This window comes from Hyphomonas sp. BRH_c22, from assembly GCF_000961795.1.
In the GTDB taxonomy this organism is placed as follows: Bacteria; Pseudomonadota; Alphaproteobacteria; order Caulobacterales; family Hyphomonadaceae; genus Hyphomonas.
In genome coordinates this window covers 1-16,940 of record NZ_LADU01000021.1, presented here as the reverse complement: position 1 = coordinate 16,940, position 16,940 = coordinate 1, and the positions used below count along the sequence as shown (strand labels likewise).

Below are 16,940 nucleotides of genomic sequence, written 5' to 3'. Positions count from 1 at the left end.
TCATGTGGCTATGGCTTTTGTGGTGGTGCGTGGACGATCACCTGGCGGCGGCGCTCGAAACGCCGGGCCTTGGCGAGCTGCCAATCTGGGTGCCCCTGATCCTGTCGCTCGCCTTTGCGTTTACAATAGATGGCAAGGTGAAGAAACTGCGGAAGGGCTAGGCTGCCTCGCTGGCAAACTGCAATTCCGCAAGCCGTGCATAGAGGCCGCCCTGCGCGACCAGCGCGTCATGGGTGCCTTCTTCCACAATCCGGCCCTGCTCCATCACGACAATCCGGTCGGCGCGCCGCACCGTCGACAGGCGATGCGCGATCACCAGTGTCGTGCGGCCCTCGGCGGCATTCGCGATGGCACGCCGCACGGCGGCCTCGCTCTCGGAATCGAGCGCGCTGGTTGCCTCGTCCAGCAACAGGACCGGCGCGTCGCGCACAAGCGCGCGGGCGAGCGCCACACGCTGGCGCTGGCCACCCGAGAGGCTGCGCCCCTTCTGGCCGAGGTCCGTCGCAAGCCCCTCCTTGGCGTTGAGGAACTCCATCGCTTCGGCCATGCGCGCGGCATGCTCCAGCAGGGCCTCGTCGGGATTGTCCGTGCCGAATGCGATATTTTCCGCCGCCGTGCCGGTGAACAATGCCGATTCCTGCGGCGCATAGGCAAACTGCCGGCGCCAGTCTGACGGCGCCGCCGTCACCGAGGACACGCCGTCCAGCATCACCTTGCCCGCCTGCGGGTCGAACAGGCGCAGGGCCAGGCGGAATACGGTTGTCTTGCCTGCGCCGCTTGGCCCGACCAGCGCGACGAATTCACCGGGCTTAACGCTCAGCGAGAAATCCTCAAGGGCAGACAGCGTCTCACTACCATAGCGGAACGTCACATGATGGAATGTCAGCGCGCCGGTCACCCTCGTCGGCAGCGCCACAGGAAGGTCGGGCGCATCAATCTCGATCTCGGTGTTCAGCACCTCGGCGGCCCGGTCGGCTGCGCCCGCAGCCCGCATCACTTCGCCATAGACCTCCGCCAGCATGCCAAGGCCGGACCCCGCATAGAGCGCATACATGACCATGGCGGCGAGGTTGCCAAACGTCATCTCTCCGGTCGCGACGCCCCGCGCGCCCAGCCACAGCACGCCGACAAAGCCGCCAAACAGCAGGACCGAAACCATGACGATCATCACGGCGCGCGCGCCAATACGTTTCATGGCCGCTTCGAACGTGGCCTCAATGGCCGTCGTGAAGGAGGCTAGCCGTCCCGCTTCGCGGCCATAGGCCTGCACCAGTTCGATCGCGTCCAGCGCTTCAGCCGCCTCTGCGCCGGCATCCGACAGGCGGGACTGGGCGCGGTTCGACATTTTCCTGATGATCCGGCCAATTCCCATGACCGGCAGTATCGCCACCGGCAGCATGGCCAGCAACGTCAGTCCCAGTTTCCAGTTCACCACCAGCATCATGGTCAGCGCGCCGCTTGTCGTCAGCAATGTCCGCGCAGCCAGAGAAGCCGACGAGCCGAGAAACGTCTCGATCAGCGTGATATCCGCCGTCAGGCGCGACACGGCCTCACCCGAGCGCATCCGCGAATGATAGGCGGGCGACAGTTTCAGCAAGTGGGCATAGAGGTCCCGGCGAAGGTCGGCTGCGACACGTTCGCCGAAGCGCGAGACAAAATAAAAGCGCACCGCGCCCAGCAGGCCGGACGCGATGGCAGCCACCATCACCCACATGAATGACTGGTTGATCAGGCTCAGCAACAGCTCGGTATTGCCTTCTGCCGAACGCCCGGCATCAGCCGCGCGCCCCAGAAGGATCGGGATGACCAGGCTTGCAGCGGCTGCCAGCACAAGGAAAACCAGCGCGACACCCACCGTCAGCCAATGCCTGGCGACGTAGGGCAGGATCAGGGTCAGCGGCTTCAGGCTGCGCCCTTTCGGGCGCGCCATGCCCTCGCCGCCCTCCGGAAGCGTCGTACGGCGGTCCTCGACGAGGCTGGTTTCAGTGTCGGCCATGGGTCGTCTTTCCGCGCACGCGCTTCAATTCAATGCAAGCGCCCCCTTGCGGGACTGCGCTGTTTCAGTTACACGCCGGGCTTCGAAAAATGGCTGAGACATGCCAGCGCACCTCGTGCGAATTCAACCCGTTACACCAGGCTACATAGAGAGGCCCAGGCTATGAAAAAAGAAGGGCATCCCGATTATCACTTCGTAACTGTTGTGATGACCGATGGCACCGAATACCAGACCCGTTCCACCTATGGCGCCGAAGGCGACAGGCTGGTTCTGGATATTGACTCCAAGTCGCATCCGGCGTGGACTGGCGGCGACGGCAAGATGCTCGACCGCGGTGGCCGCGTGTCGCGCTTCAAGGACAAGTTCAAAGGCTTCATGTAGGACCGACGGGTCTTCCTTGATGCGTAGAGTGGGAACGCCCCGGCCTTATGGTCGGGGTTTTTCTCATTCCGGGCTGAAGTTTGGCGCGTCCGGACCCTTCCAGCAGGCGCCTGATCACGCGCTGAGCCGCCGAGATGGCCGGAAATCCATGAGGGTACGCATCGTTCCATTTGAGTGGTCGGCGCTCGGAAATCAGTATTTCTTGGCCGGCTGCTGAGTGTAGTCCGGCGTTTCGTACAGGTCACCGGTATCTGGCGCCACCTGCTGCTGCATCGGTATCTTGCTCTTCATCTGCTCCTGCACATATGGAACGACCGATTTCTGCTCGAGATAGCCGCTGACGGCGCCGAGCCGGATCTGCAGTGTGCCCCAGCCCTTGGCGGAACACTGGCCTGCCTTCACCGCTGCCTGCAGGACGCCGTCATTCAGGCGCTCATGCTCATGGGTGCGGCAAGTCGCAGAGACATCGCTCCAGCGCCGTTCGGTGCAGCGATCGGTGCGTGCATAGGCATCGAGGCAGGTCATGGCCGACCGGAAATCATTCGGCTGGGCCGCATATTTCTCGCGGAAGGCCTGTTCGTTCTGCGCTTCCCACGTATAGCGCTTCATTAATGCCGGCCACGCCTGTGCCGTGCACATGCCGTCGCTGACCTGTGTCAGAAGGCTGCCATCGTCCAGCAGCGCATGCTCATAGGTCTTGCAGTTCTCATAGACCTGGCTCCAGTCATCCGGCTTGCACATGTCCACCCTGGCATGGTCGGCAATACATGCGAGCGACGCGCTGATATCCGATCCGGACTCGACCACGGTCGGCTCCCATGGCGCAAATTCAGCAAGTGTGCCGGGCATGTCGTCCGAAAGCGATGAGACGTCGCGCCCGTCTCCACCGGCCGCGCCATTGCAGCCTTCGGCCCGTGTCCGGGCCAGTGCGGCCAGCGGGCTGCCGGGATACTGGTCCAGGAAGGCGGCATATTCACAGGGGCTCTCGGCCAGATCGAAGACCGTCTGCTCCGCGCTGGAGATTCCGCCACCTGCCATGCAGCGGGCAAAGCAGATGTCCTCACCCGTCAGGCCGCTATTGTAGAACGGCGTCTGCGCCCCTCCGGTCGCCTCGCTGACGCGGTCGGCCACACGCTTGAACACCTGTTCTGCAATCAGGCCGTCCACCGGCAGCACGGCCGCGAGCGCCTCGGTGAACGGGCTATGCTCGTTCTCGCCGTCAAATGCCGTAAAACCCGGCTCCGTCGCGTAGGAGATCAGCAGGCCGCGCGCACGCCCGACCGGGGCCAGTCCCCCCGACAGGTCACGGGTTGCGCTGGGCAGCGGATTGTTGCGGCAGGCATCAAGGATCACGAAGTTCACCGCATTACCGGCGCTGTTGATATATTGCAGCGCATCGCCGAGGCGCGGCGCCTGACGCCAGAGATCCTGCTCGGTGCGGGCATTCGCATCCACAGGCACGAGATAGTTCAGCCCCTCGGACTGCACGCCGTGGCCGGCATAGTAGAAAACGCCAATCGCATCGCTGCCAGCGGCCTTGAGCCGGGCGCCATGATCCTGGAAGGCGATCTCCATCTGCTCTTCTGAGGCATTCTTGACCAGCGTGACCTCGAACCCGATGCGTTTCAGTGTATCGGAGATCAAGTCGGCATCCTTGACCGGGTTGGGCAGTTCCCATCCTGACTGGTTATAATCAGAATTTCCGATCACCAGGGCAATACGCGGCTGCGCGACTGCGGCGCTGGCCAGGCAGAAGGCGCTGGCGATCAGGCTGGCGGCAAGTTTCAGTCTCATGCTCGGTGTCCCCACACGTTACCCAGCCATTAAGCCAGAAATTCGCGCCAGACGGAACCCGTCAATCGCCTCTCGCGGGAGCACAGACATGAAAAAGCCCCGCCTCCGGCGTTGCGGGGGCGGGGCTTTCAGTGAGGACAGGTTTCAGGCTTACTCGGCCGGCGTGTCGTGCGGTTCCCGCGCATCCGACACCGGATGTCCCTCATCCGGATCGCCATTGCGCTTGTGCATCGCGTAGACCACCCCCGACAGTGCCAACAGCGCAATCAGGTTCGGGAATGCCATGGAGGCATTGGCGATATCGCCCAGCAGCCACAGGGCATCCGTATTGGTCACCAGCGTGCCGCCGAACACGACGAGCACCCAGAGATACCGGAACGGATGGGTCGCCCATTCGCCAAGCAGGTAGGTTACTGCCTGTTCGCCGTAATAGGTCCAGCCAATAATCGTGGTGAACGCAAAGAAGAACAGCGCAATAGTCACCACCCATTCCCCGTACGGCAGCGCCGCGCCATAGGCCCGCGCCGTGATTCCGGACGATTCCGCATCCGTCTCATACACGTAGCGGACATCATTCAGCACGGCCGGATCCGATGCCGAAGCCAGCGCCTTGGCAAAATAGGCCTCTTCATCGGCCTCGGTGGCCGAACGCGGCAGGTCGATCGCCAGGTTCAGTCCGCCTGCACGGCACGCCTGGAGGAACCCGGCTGCCTCGGCACCGCGTGCGGCAACGATGGCGTCCCGGCCGTCCTGGTAGGCCGACGGGAACAGGTCCCCGACCGTCGTCCCTTCCGGCAGGGCCGCCGAATTGCTGGCGACACATTGCTCTGCCGCGATCAGCGCAGGACTGCGCTTGAAGTCACCCGAGACTGTCAGGATGACGAGCGCGGTCATGGTGCAGATCACGATCGTGTCGATGAACACGCCGATCATCGCGATTTCGCCCTGCTGCGTCGGGTTCTTAGTCTGCGCCGCTGCGTGGGCAATCGGGGCAGAGCCCTGACCGGCCTCGTTCGAAAACAGGCCTCGCGCAACACCCGCACGGACGGCAGCAGCCATCGTGTAACCCGCTGCGCCGCCAACCGCTTCCTGCAGGCCGAAGGCAGAGGCAAAGATCGTCCCGAACGCATGCGGAATTTCAGAGGCGTTCATGATCAGCACAACCAGCGCGGCTAACACATAGGCTGCCGCCATCAGGGGAACGATCTTTCCGGCAACCGATCCGATCGACTTGATGCCGCCGATGATCACCGCAAACACCAGGCCTGACAGCACAAGGCCGATGGACCAGGGCGGAAGCGAGATGCCAAAGTTCGAGCGGGCGGTTTCCACAGCCGTCTGGGCAATCGAGTTCGCCTGGATCATAGAGCCGGTCGCCATGGCCGAGAACAGCGTGCCGATACAGAAGATGATGGCCAGCCAGCCCCAGTTCTTTCCAAGGCCATTCTTGATGTAATACATCGGGCCGCCATTGATGCGGCCATACTCGTCGGTCTCACGGTATTTCACGGCCAGCGAGCTTTCCGAAAAGGCCAGCGCCATGCCGAATATGGCGGTCACCCACATCCAGAAGATTGCGCCGGCGCCGCCCAGCGTGATGGCGGTTGCGACGCCTGCGAGGTTACCCGTGCCAACCTGGCCGGACAGGGCGGTCGACAGGGCCTGCCAGGGCGTAATCGCGCCGTCTTCCCCGTGCGACTTGCGGCCATCCCAGACTTCCTTCAGCGCGGGAAAAAAGCGCCGCAATGGACGGCCACCCAGACGGAACATGAAAAACAGGCCGGTTCCGAGCAAGACGAAAGCGAGCGGGCCCATCGGAAGGATGGCCGTTCCGTTCCAGGCCCCTCCCCAGATGAATCCGCTGACATTCTGAATAAGGTTTACGAAAGTTTCCATGGGCCTCCCCGGCTCCTTTGATTGGCTTGGGGGCACACTAGCCCGGTTTGACCTCATGTGAAGTGTTTGTCACAGACTGCGTCCGGCCCGCGCTGCCATTCACCGGGCACCGCACAAGGTTCTGGCAGGACGGGCTGTTTTCAGGCATAAGCCGCCGGATGAATTCTACCGACACCGCCAAGACGCCCAAAGGCCTGTTTATCAGGACCTATGGCTGCCAGATGAACGTCTATGACTCCGAACGCATGCGTGACGTGCTGCGCCCCCTTGGCTATGCGCCGGTGGACGGTCCCGAGCACGCCGACCTCGTTGTCGTCAACACCTGCCATATCCGCGAAAAGGCGACCGAGAAGGTCTATTCCGAACTCGGACAGCTGAAGAAGATGAAGGAAGCCTCCGGCGGGCGGATGACAATCGCTGTCGCAGGGTGTGTCGCCCAGGCCGAAGGCGAGGAACTGATCCGCCGCCAGCCAGCCGTTGACCTCGTCCTCGGCCCCCAAGCCTATCACAAGCTGCCGGAAATGATCGCCCGCGCCAGCCGCGCTGTCGGCGACCGGCTCGAGACCGAATTCGACACGCAGGAGAAATTCGACGCCCTGCCAAAGGCCCGTGACGTTGACGGTCCGGCGGCTTTCCTGTCCGTGCAGGAAGGCTGTGACAAGTTCTGCACCTTCTGCGTCGTGCCTTATACACGCGGCGCCGAACTCTCCCGCAGTGTCGATGACATCATCGTCGAAGCGCGCAGCCTGGCCGCCCAGGGCGTAAGGGAAATCTCGCTCCTCGGCCAGAACGTGAACGCGTTCCACGGCGCGGCGCCAGCCATCGAGGGCGGCCCGGACTGGACCCTTGGCCAGCTCTGCCGCCATATCGCAAAGATTGGCGGCATCGACCGTATCCGCTACACGACCAGCCATCCGCGCGACATGGATGACGACCTGATTGCCGCGCATGGCGATACGCCCGCGATGATGCCGTTCCTCCACCTGCCGGTCCAGTCAGGCTCAGACCGCATCCTCAAGGCCATGAATCGCGGGCACACAGCGGCCGAATTCCACGAGATCATTGCCAAAGTGCGCACCGTTCGGCCGGGCATTGCGCTTGCGTCCGACTTCATCGTCGGTTTTCCGGGCGAAACGGACGAGGACTTCGAGGCGACAATGGAACTCGTGCGCAAGACCGGGTTCGCCATCGCCTATTCCTTCAAATACTCCCAGCGTCCCGGCACGCCGGCAGCCGAGATGTTCGGCCAGGTTCCCGAAGACGTGAAGGACGCACGCCTTCAGGCGCTTCAGGCCCTCCTGCGCGACCAGCAAACCGCCTTCAACGCCGAGCAGATCGGCCAGACGCTCGATATTCTGGTCACCGGCAGGGGCCGCATGCCCGGACAGGTTCACGGCCGCTCGCCCTACATGCAGGCCGTGCATTTCGACGGCCCGGCAGATTTGATCGGCCAGGTCGCCTCAGTCCGCATTTCCGGTTCCAGCCTCAACTCCCTGACCGGCGAGTTCATCACCGCCCGCGAGGCCGCTGCGTGACCGTCAAACGCCGTATGCCCGCCTCGCCCGCAGCCCCGATCAGCCGCATCTACGAAGTCCGCAATGCTGAGCGGCTGCAGGACCTGTGCGGCCCGCATCACCGTCATCTGCAATTGCTTGAAACCCGGCTCGCCGCGTTTGGCCTGAAGGCCGAAAGCCAGGGCGGCGGCATCCTTCTGGTCGGAACGGCCGAAGGCGTCTCGATCGCCGAGGCGGCCCTTGCTGAACTCGAGCGCCGCATCCGGAGCGGCACACAGGCCAATGAGATGGAAATGGAAGGCGCTCTGGAAGCGGCGCAGACGCCGGCCCAGACCTTCGGCGGACTTGCGGGCCTGAAGAAGCCGATCAAGCCGCAAACGCGCGGGCAGTCGAAATATCTCGATCTCCTCGCCAATACCGACAATGCGCTCGTCTTTGGCGTCGGCCCGGCCGGCACCGGCAAGACATTTCTCGCCGTGGCCGCCGGTGTTGCCGAATTGACATCCGGCCTGCGCCAGCGCCTGATCGTGACCCGTCCGGCCGTGGAAGCGGGTGAAAAACTCGGCTTCCTGCCCGGCACACTGGAAGAAAAAGTCGATCCCTACATGCTGCCCATATGGGATTCCCTGCGCGAACTGATGGGACAGGAACAGATGGAGCGGCGCATGGCGCGTGGCGAAATCGAAGTTGCGCCCCTCGCCTTCATGCGGGGCCGTACGCTGAAGAATGCATTCGTCATCGTCGACGAGGCCCAGAATACGACTGTCGCGCAGATGAAGATGGTCCTGACCCGCCTTGGCCGTGACAGCCGCATGGTAGTTACCGGCGACCCCGGCCAGGTCGACCTGCCCGGCAGCCAGCCATCCGGCATGAAACACGCCCTCAGGATCCTTGAGGGGGTCGACGGGGTGCATGCGCACTACCTGACGGCCGCTGATGTCGTCCGTCACGGCCTCGTCAGCCGCATCATCGACGCCTATGCCGCTGCCGGAGAGGGCTGACCCCGAGCCATGATCGACGTCGACCTGATTGTGGAAGAGGACAGCTGGGAAGCCCTCGGAGATCTTGAAGCCCTCAGCCGCCGCGCCTTCGAGGCCGCGCGCAGCGTGGCGCGCGATGACGGAACCGTGTCGCTTCTGCTGACTGACGACACGGTCCTTCGCCAGCTCAACAAGGATTTTCGCGGCATCGACAAGGCAACCGACGTCCTGTCCTTTCCGGCGCTTCAGATGGACAGGCCCCTGCTCGGAGATATTGCCGTCGGTTTCGGCGTCTGCGAACGCGACGCGCGCGCTCAGGGCAAGTCACTGCCCGACCACCTGACGCACCTTCTTGTTCACGGATATCTCCACCTGCTCGGCCATGACCATATGCAGCCCGACCAGGCCGAAGTGATGGAAGGGCTGGAAATCGCCGCGCTCGCCTCACTTGGCATAGCCAATCCCTATGACTCAGATTAAAGCACCAGACAGATGAGCGACCCTGACCCTTCTGAACCGGCCTCTAGCGGGCGATTACGCAGGATGTTCGGCTTCGGCCGCAAGGAACCTGGCCCAGACCTTCCCGTCGAAGCGGCGGACGGCGAGCCCACGGTCAGCCCCCATGAAATGCGCCTGCGCATCGAGGAATTCGAGCAGCTGCGCGTCGAAGACGTCATGGTGGCCCGGGCCGAAGTCAAAGCCGTCGAAGTCGGCACCGAATTCCCGGACCTGCTGAAATACTTCGCCGAAGTCACGCATTCGCGCCTGCCGGTGTTTCGCGAATCCCTCGATGATCCGATCGGCTTCGTTCACATCAAGGATGTCGTGAAGGAACTCGCAACGGGCGGCGAAGTGGCCAAACGGCCCCTCGAACGGCTGCACCGCGAAGTGCTCTACGTCCCCCCCTCGATGAAGCTGACAGATCTGCTTGTGAAGATGCAGTCAACACGCATACACCTTGCCCTCGTGGTCGATGAATATGGCGGCACTGACGGCCTTGTGTCCCTCGAAGACCTGGTCGAAGAAATCGTCGGTGACATCGAAGACGAACACGACGATGAGGAGCCCATGTTCGTGCGGCGCAGCCAGCGGGTCTGGGAAGCGGATGCACGTACCGAAATCGACGATTTCGCAGAGGAAACCGGAATTGATCTTGAGCTCGCGGAAATGGAAACCGACATCGACACGCTTGGCGGGGTCGTGTTCGCGCTGGCTGGCAAGGTGCCCGTGCGCGGTGAAGTCCTGCGCCATCCGTCCGGCGTCGAGATCGAGGTCATGGACGCCGATGCGCGCCGCATTCGCCGCCTTCGCCTGCGCACACCGGAGGTCGGCCCCGCGCCGCAACCCCAGGAGTAAGCCATGACAGACGGAGTGCGCAGCCACGGGTTTACCGCCCTTGGTCCCCTGCACGAGGCGTTTGCGCGCCTGACAGGCTGGGCTGCCGCCGGCACTGCCTTCCTGCTCGGCGCCTTTTCGGCGGTCGCGTTTGCTCCGTTCCACTTCAGCGCGGTGCTGGTGATCTCGTTTACCGGGCTGGTCTGGATGCTGGATGGCGCGCGTGGCCACCGCCGGTGGGGCAAGGCCATATTCATGCGGACCTGGGCCTTCGGCGTCGGGTTTTTCCTCATCAGCATGCACTGGACGGCCTCGCCCTTTCTCGTCGAGCCGGAAAAGTACGCAGTATTCCTCTGGATGCCGCTCATCCTGCTACCCGCCGGGATGGCCCTCATCTGGGGCGCGGCGGGCGCAATGGCCGGCGCCTTCTGGTCTGCTTCGCCCTCACGCGTGTTCGTGTTCGCACTGTTCTTTGCGCTGGCAGAATACACGCGCGGCAATCTGTTCGGCGGCTTCCCCTGGAACCTGCCGGGAACAACATGGATTCCCGGCGGCGCCCTGTCCCAGACCGCCTCCGTCGGCGGTGTCTACTGGCTGACATTGCTGACTGTCTTCGTCATGTCTTCACCGGCCGCACTGGTCGATACACGCGACATACGCGGCCTTGCCGTCCGGATGACACCCGTTTTCGCCTCCGGCATCCTGGTGGCCCTCGGCTGGGCCTGGGGCGCCCAGCGCATTGCAGAACCCTCCCCCCTGTCCGAGACGGTCATCGTCCTCATGGATTCCGGCGTCCCCCAGGACGAGAAGTGGGAAGTCGGCCCTGACGCAATCCTGGCTGAATACACACGCATGATGTCCACCGAGGAAGGCGCGCCCGGCGACGTCATCCTCTGGCCGGAAGGCGCCGTCCCGGTGAACCTGCTACAGGACCCGAACGCCATCGACATCATCGACGCCTATCTTGGTCCCCGCGTGCTGATCGCCGGCACCACCCGCTACGAAATCACCGGTGACGATACGCGCGACTATTTCAACAGCCTCACCGTGATCGACCAGAGTGCCGCCCGGTCCGGTCCGATGGCGCTCTATGACAAGCACCGCCTCGTCCCGTTCGGCGAACTGCCCGCGGCCGAGATCATTCCGTTCGGCCGGTCGATTTCGGGCATCCTGCCCGGCGCGATGCAGCGGATGGCGACCGACGGTTTCAAGCCCGGCCCGGGGCCCGCTGTCATCTATGCGGACAATGTCCCGCCCTTTGTCGCGATGATCTGCTATGAAGGCCTCTATTCGTCGATCCCGCGCGATGCCAACCTGAACGGGCGCGCCGACTGGCTCGCAGTCATTTCCAACGATGCCTGGTTCGGCGGCGGCATGGGGCCGTCCCAGCACTATGCCCAGAACCGCTATCGCTCGATCGAGACCGGCCTGCCCATGGCGCGCGCCGCCAGCCGTGGCGCGTCGGCGATTGTTGACGGATATGGCCGCGAGGTTCTGCGCGCTGCACCTGTTGCAGGCTCCCCTGAGGGATGGAGTTCGGCCTATGCCCGGGGCCGCCTTCCGGCACCTGCAGAGGACACGATCTATCAGCAACGGATCGGCATCGTTTTGTTCTGGCTCACCCTGTGCGTGTTCGCGGGCCTAGCTTTCGCAAGCTGGCGGCGTTAATATATGCGAAAATACAAGCATAACGTGCACCGGGTGGGATATGTCAGAGAACAAGCTGCCGAGTGGGATAGACCGTGTTGTCGGACAGCGCGTGCGGTGGCGGCGGCGGGAACTCAAGCTCACGCAGGAACGGCTTGGCGAACTCCTCAACCTCACATTCCAGCAAGTGCAGAAATACGAGAAGGGCGTGAACCGGGTGTCGGCCGGTCGCCTGTTCGAAATCGCCTCCGTGCTCGGCGTTCCCATCACGTACTTTTACGAGGGCGCGGCCGACTTTGTCGACCATGAGAATGCCCAGCTCGCCGAAGACGATGACGCCCACGCGCCGATCATGAATTCGGAAACCCTGGAACTGATCGCGGCCTTCCAGAAGATCGAGGATGTCTCGCTGCGCAAGTCGCTGCTCAACACCGTCCGCGCTGCGGCCTCGGCCTTCGATACCAAACAACACGATTGATTACCGGCGCCGGCTGGGGCAAGACGCGGCCCCATGACCTCCCGCCCCCCCGACACACCCCTTCGCCCCATCCGCACATTCGGGCGCACGGGCGGGCGCGCGCTTTCAGCACGCCAGCAGGCACTGGTCGACGAGCTGCTGCCCGGACTGACCGTGCCGGTGGGCGAGGATGGCGCACTTGACCCGCACGCCCTGTTTGTCCGGCTTGGGCCGGTTTGCCTTGAAATCGGGTTTGGCGGCGGCGAGCACCTGCTTGAACAGGCACGCCGGGCCCCCGATACCGGCTTCATCGGCTGCGAACCTTTCATCGAAGGCATGGCCAAGGCCCTGACCGGCGTCCAGGAGCACGGCCTGGACAATGTCCGCCTGTGGATGGACGACGCCCGCCTGCTAATGGCCGCACTGGCCGACGCGTCTGTCGATCAGGCCTACATCCTGTTTCCGGACCCATGGCCCAAGAAAAAGCAACAGAAGCGGCGCCTGATCCAGCCTGACTTCCTGGACGCGCTTCACCGCATCCTGTCGGTCGGCGCCCGGGTGCGCTTTGCAACCGATGTCGTCAGCTATGCGGATGAGGCGCTTGCGCGCTTCACCGCCCATGGCGGCTTTGCCTGGCTGGCAGAAAGCGCCGATGACTGGCGTGTGCGCCCGGCCGACCATGTTCCGACCCGCTACGAAGCCAAGCGCCTGGGCGATTGCGAACCGGTCTGGTTCGACTTTCGCGTCCTCTAGCGCCCGGCCCGAATACTTGACGAAATGTCGCACTTGTGCGTTTCATATCGCCATCGAATTCGGTCGGTCTGAATATCAAGACCCCGTCAGACCGACGGCCATGACTTTCTTCCTACCCGTTTCGATAGGCGGATCAGACTCATCTCCGGGCCTGGACGCTTTAGCTAAACGCGAAGGAATACACGTAATGGCAACTGGCAAAGTGAAATGGTTCAACGACCAGAAGGGCTTCGGCTTCATCAAACCTGATGACGGCGGAACCGACGTGTTCGTTCACATTTCCGCCGTTGAGCGCTCCGGCCTGCGTACGCTGGCCGAAGACCAGGCTATCTCCTACGAGCTCTACAAGGACGAACGCCGTGGCAAGACGTCGGCGGTGGACCTCAAGATTCTCTAATCCCGCCATTGCCTGAACGGGCAAGGCGAACGGCGGCTCCCGCAACGGAGCCGCCGTATTCGTTTCACCCGTCCCGGCTGGTCTAAGCCCTCGACATCGCTGCCTTGCGGGACTATATAGCGGCCAAGTCGAAAAATATCGGCGGCGGTTCCGGCAACGGGGCCGCCGTTTTTCTTTGCCCGGATTCACCCAGAACCATGATCGCCCTGACCGAACAGGAACGCCGCATTCTCGAACTCGCCGCCCCCGTGGCAGCGAGCCTCGGGCTTGAAATCGTGCGCCTGCGGGTCATGGGCGGACGCCGCCCCGGCCTGCAGATCATGACCGAACGGGCTGGCGGCGCCCCGACAAGTGTCGAGGATTGCGCCCGGCTCTCGCGGGCGCTCAGCCCGGTTTTCGAAGAGTCCGACCCGATCAAGGAAGCCTACACGCTTGAAGTCTCCACGCCGGGCATTGACCGGCCGCTGACCCGTCCGGGTGATTTCGGACGATGGATCGGACACGACGTGAGAATCGAACTGATCCGGCCGCTGGACGGCCGCCGCCGGTTTACCGGAACAATTACCGGCGAAGACGATGCCGGAGCACACATCGAACTTGATGACGACACCGAGCTGGTCGCCCATGTCAACGAGATGAGCCGCGCGACGCTCGTCCTCACCGACGCCCTGATCGATGCCGCGCGCGCCGATGGCAGCCTGCCGCCGCAACTGGACGAAGACGGTCTGGAAGACTTCGAGATCGATGAAACCGACGACGAAACAGATACAAACGAGAAGACGGGAGACGTCACATGAACACAATCGGCGTTTCAGCCAACAGGCTGGAAATTCTTCAGATCGCCAAGGCGGTTGCAGAAGAAAAATCGATCGACCAGCGCATCGTCGTCGAAGCGATGCAGGAAGCCATCGAAAAGGCGGCCAAGGCCAAGTATGGCCAGGAGCACGACATACGCGCGAAAATCGACCCTGCGACCGGCGAACAGACGCTGTGGCGCATCCAGACTGTCGTCGCCGATGCGGACCTGGAAGACGATTCCAAGGAATTGCGCCTTTCGGAAGCCAAGCGTATCGATCCCGAACTTGAGATCGGCAGCGAACTGAAGGAAGAACTCCCGCCCTTCGATTTTGGCCGTGTCGCCGCCCAGACCGCGAAACAGGTCATCATGCAGAAAGTGCGTGATGCCGAGCGCGAGCGTCAGTACGAAGAATACAAAGACCGCGTCGGCGAGATCATCAACGGCATCGTCAAGCGCGTCGAATACGGCCACGTCATCGTCGACCTGGGCCGCGCCGAAGGCATCATCCGCCGCAATGACGGTATCCCGCGCGAGAACTTCCAGCCCAACGACCGCGTCCGCGCCTACCTCTACAAGGTCAGCCGCGAAGTGAAGGGCCCGCAGATCTTCCTGTCACGCGCGGCCCCTGAGTTTATGGTCAAGCTGTTCGCCCAGGAAGTGCCGGAGGTCTATGACGGCGTCATCAACATCCGTGCCTGCGCCCGCGATCCTGGCAGTCGCGCGAAGATCGGTGTCATCTCGAATGACAGCTCGATCGATCCCGTTGGCGCCTGTGTCGGTATGCGCGGCGCGCGCGTTCAGGCCGTGGTCGGCGAATTGTCCGGCGAGAAGATCGACATCATTCCATGGAACTATGATGACGCGACCTTCATCGTGAACGCGCTGCAGCCGGCCGAAGTGTCGAAAGTGGTGCTCGATGAAGAAGAGCGCCGCGTGGAAGTTGTCGTTGCAGACGACCAGTTCCCGCTCGCCATCGGCCGCCGCGGCCAGAACGTGCGCCTCGCCTCCCAGCTGACCGGCTGGCAGATCGACCTCGTCACGGAATCGGCAGACTCCGAGCGTTACCAGCGTGAATTCCAGGAGCGCACCGACCTCTTCGTCGAGGCACTCGACGCTGACGAGACGCTGGCACAGCTTCTGGCATCGGAAGGCTTCGAGACCGTCGAGGAAATCGCCTTCGTTGCGCCGGAAGACTTCATCCAGATCGAAGGCTTTGATGCAGAAGTTGCAGCTGAGCTGCAGGAACGCGCCCGCGAGTTCCTGGACCGTGTTGCCGCCGAAAACGATGCCAAGCGCAAGGAACTCGGTGTTGAAGACGAAGTCATGGAACTTGACGGCATGACCCCCTCCTTCGCGGTGAAACTTGGCCTTGAGGGCGTGAAGACTGTCGAAGATGTCGCCGGGCTCGTTCCCGATGACATCACAGGCAACCGCGAACCCGGGCCTGACGGCAAGCCCGTCTGGGTCGAGGGGATCCTGAAGAAGGGCGAAATGCGCAAGGATGACGCGCAGATGTTCATCATGAAGGCCCGCGTCCTGGCCGGCTGGATCGAGGCTGACGCCCTGGAGCAATTGCAGGCCGCCCAAAAGCCGGCCGAAACCGACACGGCAGACCTGACAGAAGAAGAACGCGCCCTGCTCGCCCTTGGCGACCTTGGCGGTGCAGACGCTGCAGACGCAGCACTTGAAGAGCTCGAGTTCGACCTCGATGCCCTGGCAGCGGAGGGCGGCGATGACGAAGCCGCACCGAAAGAGTGAACCGCGCGTAACCGGCACGGCAGGTGACACGGCGGATGGGGAGGGCCCTGTCCGCCAGTGCGCCGTGACGCGAGAGCGTCTGGCGCAGACGGAGATGGTGCGCTTCGTGCTCTCTCCCGACATGGTCGTGACGCCGGATATCAATTCAAAGCTTCCGGGCCGCGGTGTCTGGGTGAAGGCTGATCGTGACAGCATCGCGCTGGCCGTCTCCAAAGGGGCGTTTGCGCGCGGCTTCAAGGCCCAGGTCAAGGTGCCGGAAGGCCTTGTCGATCAGGTCGAGGCCCTGCTGCTCCAGCGCTGCCTCAGCGTGCTCGGCATGGCGAAGAAAGCGGGCGGTGTCATTCTCGGCTATGATCAGGTCAAGGACGCACTGCGCAAGAAGACGCATGGAATACTGCTGGAAGCGTCCGATGGTGCAGAAGATGGCCGTAACAAGGTGTATTTTCTCGCCAAAGCGCTATATAGCAGCGTGAACGTCGCAGGGGCCCTCACCTCTGCGGAATTGGGCATGGCTTTTGGCCGCGACCGTGTGATACACGGTCTCGTCCGCAAGGGAGCCATTGCGAAGACGTGGACTCTGGCCTATCGCCGGCTGACCGGGTTTCGCGAAGCCCCCGAATTGAACTGGTTCAAGGATCAGGATCGGTCTTGAAAACTTGCCGGGACGCATGGGCGCTTCGGCTGAAACTGTGATATGTAGGACGTATGAGCGAAACGAACGATACAGGTAATAATTCGGGTGGCCGCAAGCCGCTCACCGTGGCCCGCAAATCAGCCGGCACGGTGAAGCAGAGCTTTAGCCATGGTCGCTCGAAACAGGTTGTGGTGGAAACCAAGAAGCGCCGGGCGGTTGGCCCTGGCGGCGCAGGCTCCGCAGCCGGACAGACAAGCGAAGCCCCGGCCCGGCAGCAGACAGACACGCTCGAAGCGCGCCTGATTGCAACCGCGCGCAAGCTTGGCATCACGGTCGACGAACTCAAGGCGCGCCAGAAGGTGCTGCTCGAGCGCAAGGCCGAAGAGGCCAGCCGCGCCATCGGCAACAAGGAAGTCGTTGCCGCGCAGGACCGCCTGCGGACCGAGCAGGAACGCAAGGCCCAGGAAGCCCGCGATCGCGACGAAGCCGAAGTGCGCCGCCGCGCCGAGGAAGAAGCCGCTCGCAAGGCCGAAGCTGACGCGTCAGCCGCTGCCGCCGCGCCCGCAGACGTTGACCGCAGCGCACGCAGCCGTACCGTG

17 protein-coding genes are annotated in these 16,940 nt (G+C 63.1%); 14 read left to right on the top strand and 3 right to left on the bottom strand.

Annotated elements, in window-relative coordinates:
- Positions 1-2: 2 nt before the first annotated feature.
- Positions 3-161 carry a hypothetical protein gene (locus tag VR74_RS20435; RefSeq protein ID WP_299949464.1) on the top strand — a complete coding sequence of 53 codons (159 nt, stop codon included), beginning with the start codon at positions 3-5 and terminating at the stop codon, positions 159-161.
- Here the strand turns inward: VR74_RS20435 and VR74_RS03200 are convergent.
- A complete protein-coding gene (locus VR74_RS03200) occupies positions 158-1,996 on the bottom strand; it encodes an ABC transporter transmembrane domain-containing protein (protein WP_045694369.1) in 1,839 nt (612 codons plus the stop codon). The two genes, VR74_RS20435 and VR74_RS03200, sit on opposite strands and share 4 nt — an antisense overlap.
- A 162-nt stretch (positions 1,997-2,158) precedes the next feature.
- On the opposite strand from VR74_RS03200, the gene rpmE reads away from it, so the two are divergent.
- Positions 2,159-2,377 (top strand): 50S ribosomal protein L31, encoded by a 219-nt coding sequence (gene rpmE / locus VR74_RS03195; RefSeq protein ID WP_045694368.1) that lies wholly within the window; start codon positions 2,159-2,161, stop codon positions 2,375-2,377.
- A gap of 192 nt (positions 2,378-2,569) precedes the next feature.
- Here the strand turns inward: rpmE and VR74_RS20430 are convergent, their stop codons facing one another.
- Both VR74_RS20430 and VR74_RS03185 read right to left on the bottom strand, forming a co-directional pair.
- On the bottom strand, positions 2,570-4,171 hold the full coding sequence (locus VR74_RS20430; protein WP_299949462.1) for a caspase family protein: 1,602 nt from the start codon (positions 4,169-4,171) through the stop codon (positions 2,570-2,572).
- 150 nt (positions 4,172-4,321) lie between these two features.
- Positions 4,322-6,067 (bottom strand): sodium:alanine symporter family protein, encoded by a 1,746-nt coding sequence (locus VR74_RS03185; RefSeq protein ID WP_045694366.1) that lies wholly within the window; start codon positions 6,065-6,067, stop codon positions 4,322-4,324.
- 158 nt (positions 6,068-6,225) lie between these two features.
- Between VR74_RS03185 and miaB the strand changes: the two genes are divergently transcribed.
- From miaB to VR74_RS03125, 12 genes are all read left to right on the top strand, one after another.
- The gene (gene miaB / locus VR74_RS03180) at positions 6,226-7,602 is read left to right on the top strand and encodes a tRNA (N6-isopentenyl adenosine(37)-C2)-methylthiotransferase MiaB (protein WP_045694364.1); all 1,377 of its coding nucleotides are present in this window, start codon (positions 6,226-6,228) and stop codon (positions 7,600-7,602) included.
- 14 nt (positions 7,603-7,616) lie between these two features.
- Complete coding sequence (locus VR74_RS03175; protein WP_366462094.1) at positions 7,617-8,582, top strand: PhoH family protein; 966 nt, start codon at positions 7,617-7,619, stop codon at positions 8,580-8,582.
- 9 nt (positions 8,583-8,591) lie between these two features.
- A complete protein-coding gene (ybeY, locus tag VR74_RS03170) occupies positions 8,592-9,041 on the top strand; it encodes an rRNA maturation RNase YbeY (protein WP_045694362.1) in 450 nt (149 codons plus the stop codon).
- A gap of 63 nt (positions 9,042-9,104) precedes the next feature.
- Positions 9,105-9,917, top strand: coding sequence for a transporter associated domain-containing protein (locus VR74_RS03165; protein WP_299949458.1), 813 nt, complete (start codon positions 9,105-9,107; stop codon positions 9,915-9,917).
- A 3-nt stretch (positions 9,918-9,920) separates the two neighbouring features.
- Positions 9,921-11,564 carry an apolipoprotein N-acyltransferase gene (gene lnt, locus VR74_RS03160; RefSeq protein WP_045694359.1) on the top strand — a complete coding sequence of 548 codons (1,644 nt, stop codon included), beginning with the start codon at positions 9,921-9,923 and terminating at the stop codon, positions 11,562-11,564.
- 40 nt (positions 11,565-11,604) lie between these two features.
- Positions 11,605-12,021: a helix-turn-helix domain-containing protein gene (locus tag VR74_RS03155; RefSeq protein WP_045694357.1), complete on the top strand. Its 417-nt coding sequence runs from the start codon at positions 11,605-11,607 to the stop codon at positions 12,019-12,021.
- Positions 12,022-12,054: 33 nt separating this feature from the next.
- The gene (trmB, locus tag VR74_RS03150) at positions 12,055-12,753 is read left to right on the top strand and encodes a tRNA (guanosine(46)-N7)-methyltransferase TrmB (protein ID WP_045694355.1); all 699 of its coding nucleotides are present in this window, start codon (positions 12,055-12,057) and stop codon (positions 12,751-12,753) included.
- Between the two features lie 187 nt (positions 12,754-12,940).
- Complete coding sequence (locus tag VR74_RS03145; protein WP_034736399.1) at positions 12,941-13,150, top strand: cold-shock protein; 210 nt, start codon at positions 12,941-12,943, stop codon at positions 13,148-13,150.
- Positions 13,151-13,347: 197 nt separating this feature from the next.
- Positions 13,348-13,947: a ribosome maturation factor RimP gene (gene rimP / locus VR74_RS03140; protein ID WP_045694351.1), complete on the top strand. Its 600-nt coding sequence runs from the start codon at positions 13,348-13,350 to the stop codon at positions 13,945-13,947.
- Positions 13,944-15,707 carry a transcription termination factor NusA gene (gene nusA / locus VR74_RS03135; RefSeq protein ID WP_045694350.1) on the top strand — a complete coding sequence of 588 codons (1,764 nt, stop codon included), beginning with the start codon at positions 13,944-13,946 and terminating at the stop codon, positions 15,705-15,707. Before rimP ends, nusA begins: the two co-directional genes overlap by 4 nt.
- Positions 15,682-16,359, top strand: a complete 678-nt coding sequence (locus VR74_RS03130; protein WP_045694348.1) for an RNA-binding protein — start codon at positions 15,682-15,684, stop codon at positions 16,357-16,359. Before nusA ends, VR74_RS03130 begins: the two co-directional genes overlap by 26 nt.
- A 53-nt stretch (positions 16,360-16,412) precedes the next feature.
- Positions 16,413-16,940 (top strand): translation initiation factor IF-2 associated domain-containing protein (locus tag VR74_RS03125; protein WP_045694347.1); only part of this gene is annotated, 528 nt, incomplete at its 3' end.

Bases quoted from the DNA above. Each gene is read 5' to 3' on its own strand.
- nusA (WP_045694350.1), top strand. From the start codon at position 13,944: ATGAACACAATCGGCGTTTCAGCCAACAGGCTGGAAATTCTTCAGATC.
- VR74_RS03165 (WP_299949458.1), top strand. From the start codon at position 9,105: ATGTTCGGCTTCGGCCGCAAGGAACCTGGCCCAGACCTTCCCGTCGAA.
- ybeY (WP_045694362.1), top strand. From the start codon at position 8,592: ATGATCGACGTCGACCTGATTGTGGAAGAGGACAGCTGGGAAGCCCTC.
- VR74_RS20430 (WP_299949462.1), bottom strand. From the start codon at position 4,171: ATGAGACTGAAACTTGCCGCCAGCCTGATCGCCAGCGCCTTCTGCCTG.
- VR74_RS03145 (WP_034736399.1), top strand. From the start codon at position 12,941: ATGGCAACTGGCAAAGTGAAATGGTTCAACGACCAGAAGGGCTTCGGC.
- VR74_RS03130 (WP_045694348.1), top strand. From the start codon at position 15,682: ATGACGAAGCCGCACCGAAAGAGTGAACCGCGCGTAACCGGCACGGCA.
- VR74_RS03185 (WP_045694366.1), bottom strand. From the start codon at position 6,067: ATGGAAACTTTCGTAAACCTTATTCAGAATGTCAGCGGATTCATCTGG.
- VR74_RS03155 (WP_045694357.1), top strand. From the start codon at position 11,605: ATGTCAGAGAACAAGCTGCCGAGTGGGATAGACCGTGTTGTCGGACAG.
- trmB (WP_045694355.1), top strand. From the start codon at position 12,055: ATGACCTCCCGCCCCCCCGACACACCCCTTCGCCCCATCCGCACATTC.
- VR74_RS03200 (WP_045694369.1), bottom strand. From the start codon at position 1,996: ATGGCCGACACTGAAACCAGCCTCGTCGAGGACCGCCGTACGACGCTT.
- rimP (WP_045694351.1), top strand. From the start codon at position 13,348: ATGATCGCCCTGACCGAACAGGAACGCCGCATTCTCGAACTCGCCGCC.
- VR74_RS03175 (WP_366462094.1), top strand. From the start codon at position 7,617: ATGCCCGCCTCGCCCGCAGCCCCGATCAGCCGCATCTACGAAGTCCGC.
- rpmE (WP_045694368.1), top strand. From the start codon at position 2,159: ATGAAAAAAGAAGGGCATCCCGATTATCACTTCGTAACTGTTGTGATG.
- miaB (WP_045694364.1), top strand. From the start codon at position 6,226: ATGAATTCTACCGACACCGCCAAGACGCCCAAAGGCCTGTTTATCAGG.
- lnt (WP_045694359.1), top strand. From the start codon at position 9,921: ATGACAGACGGAGTGCGCAGCCACGGGTTTACCGCCCTTGGTCCCCTG.
- VR74_RS20435 (WP_299949464.1), top strand. From the start codon at position 3: ATGTGGCTATGGCTTTTGTGGTGGTGCGTGGACGATCACCTGGCGGCG.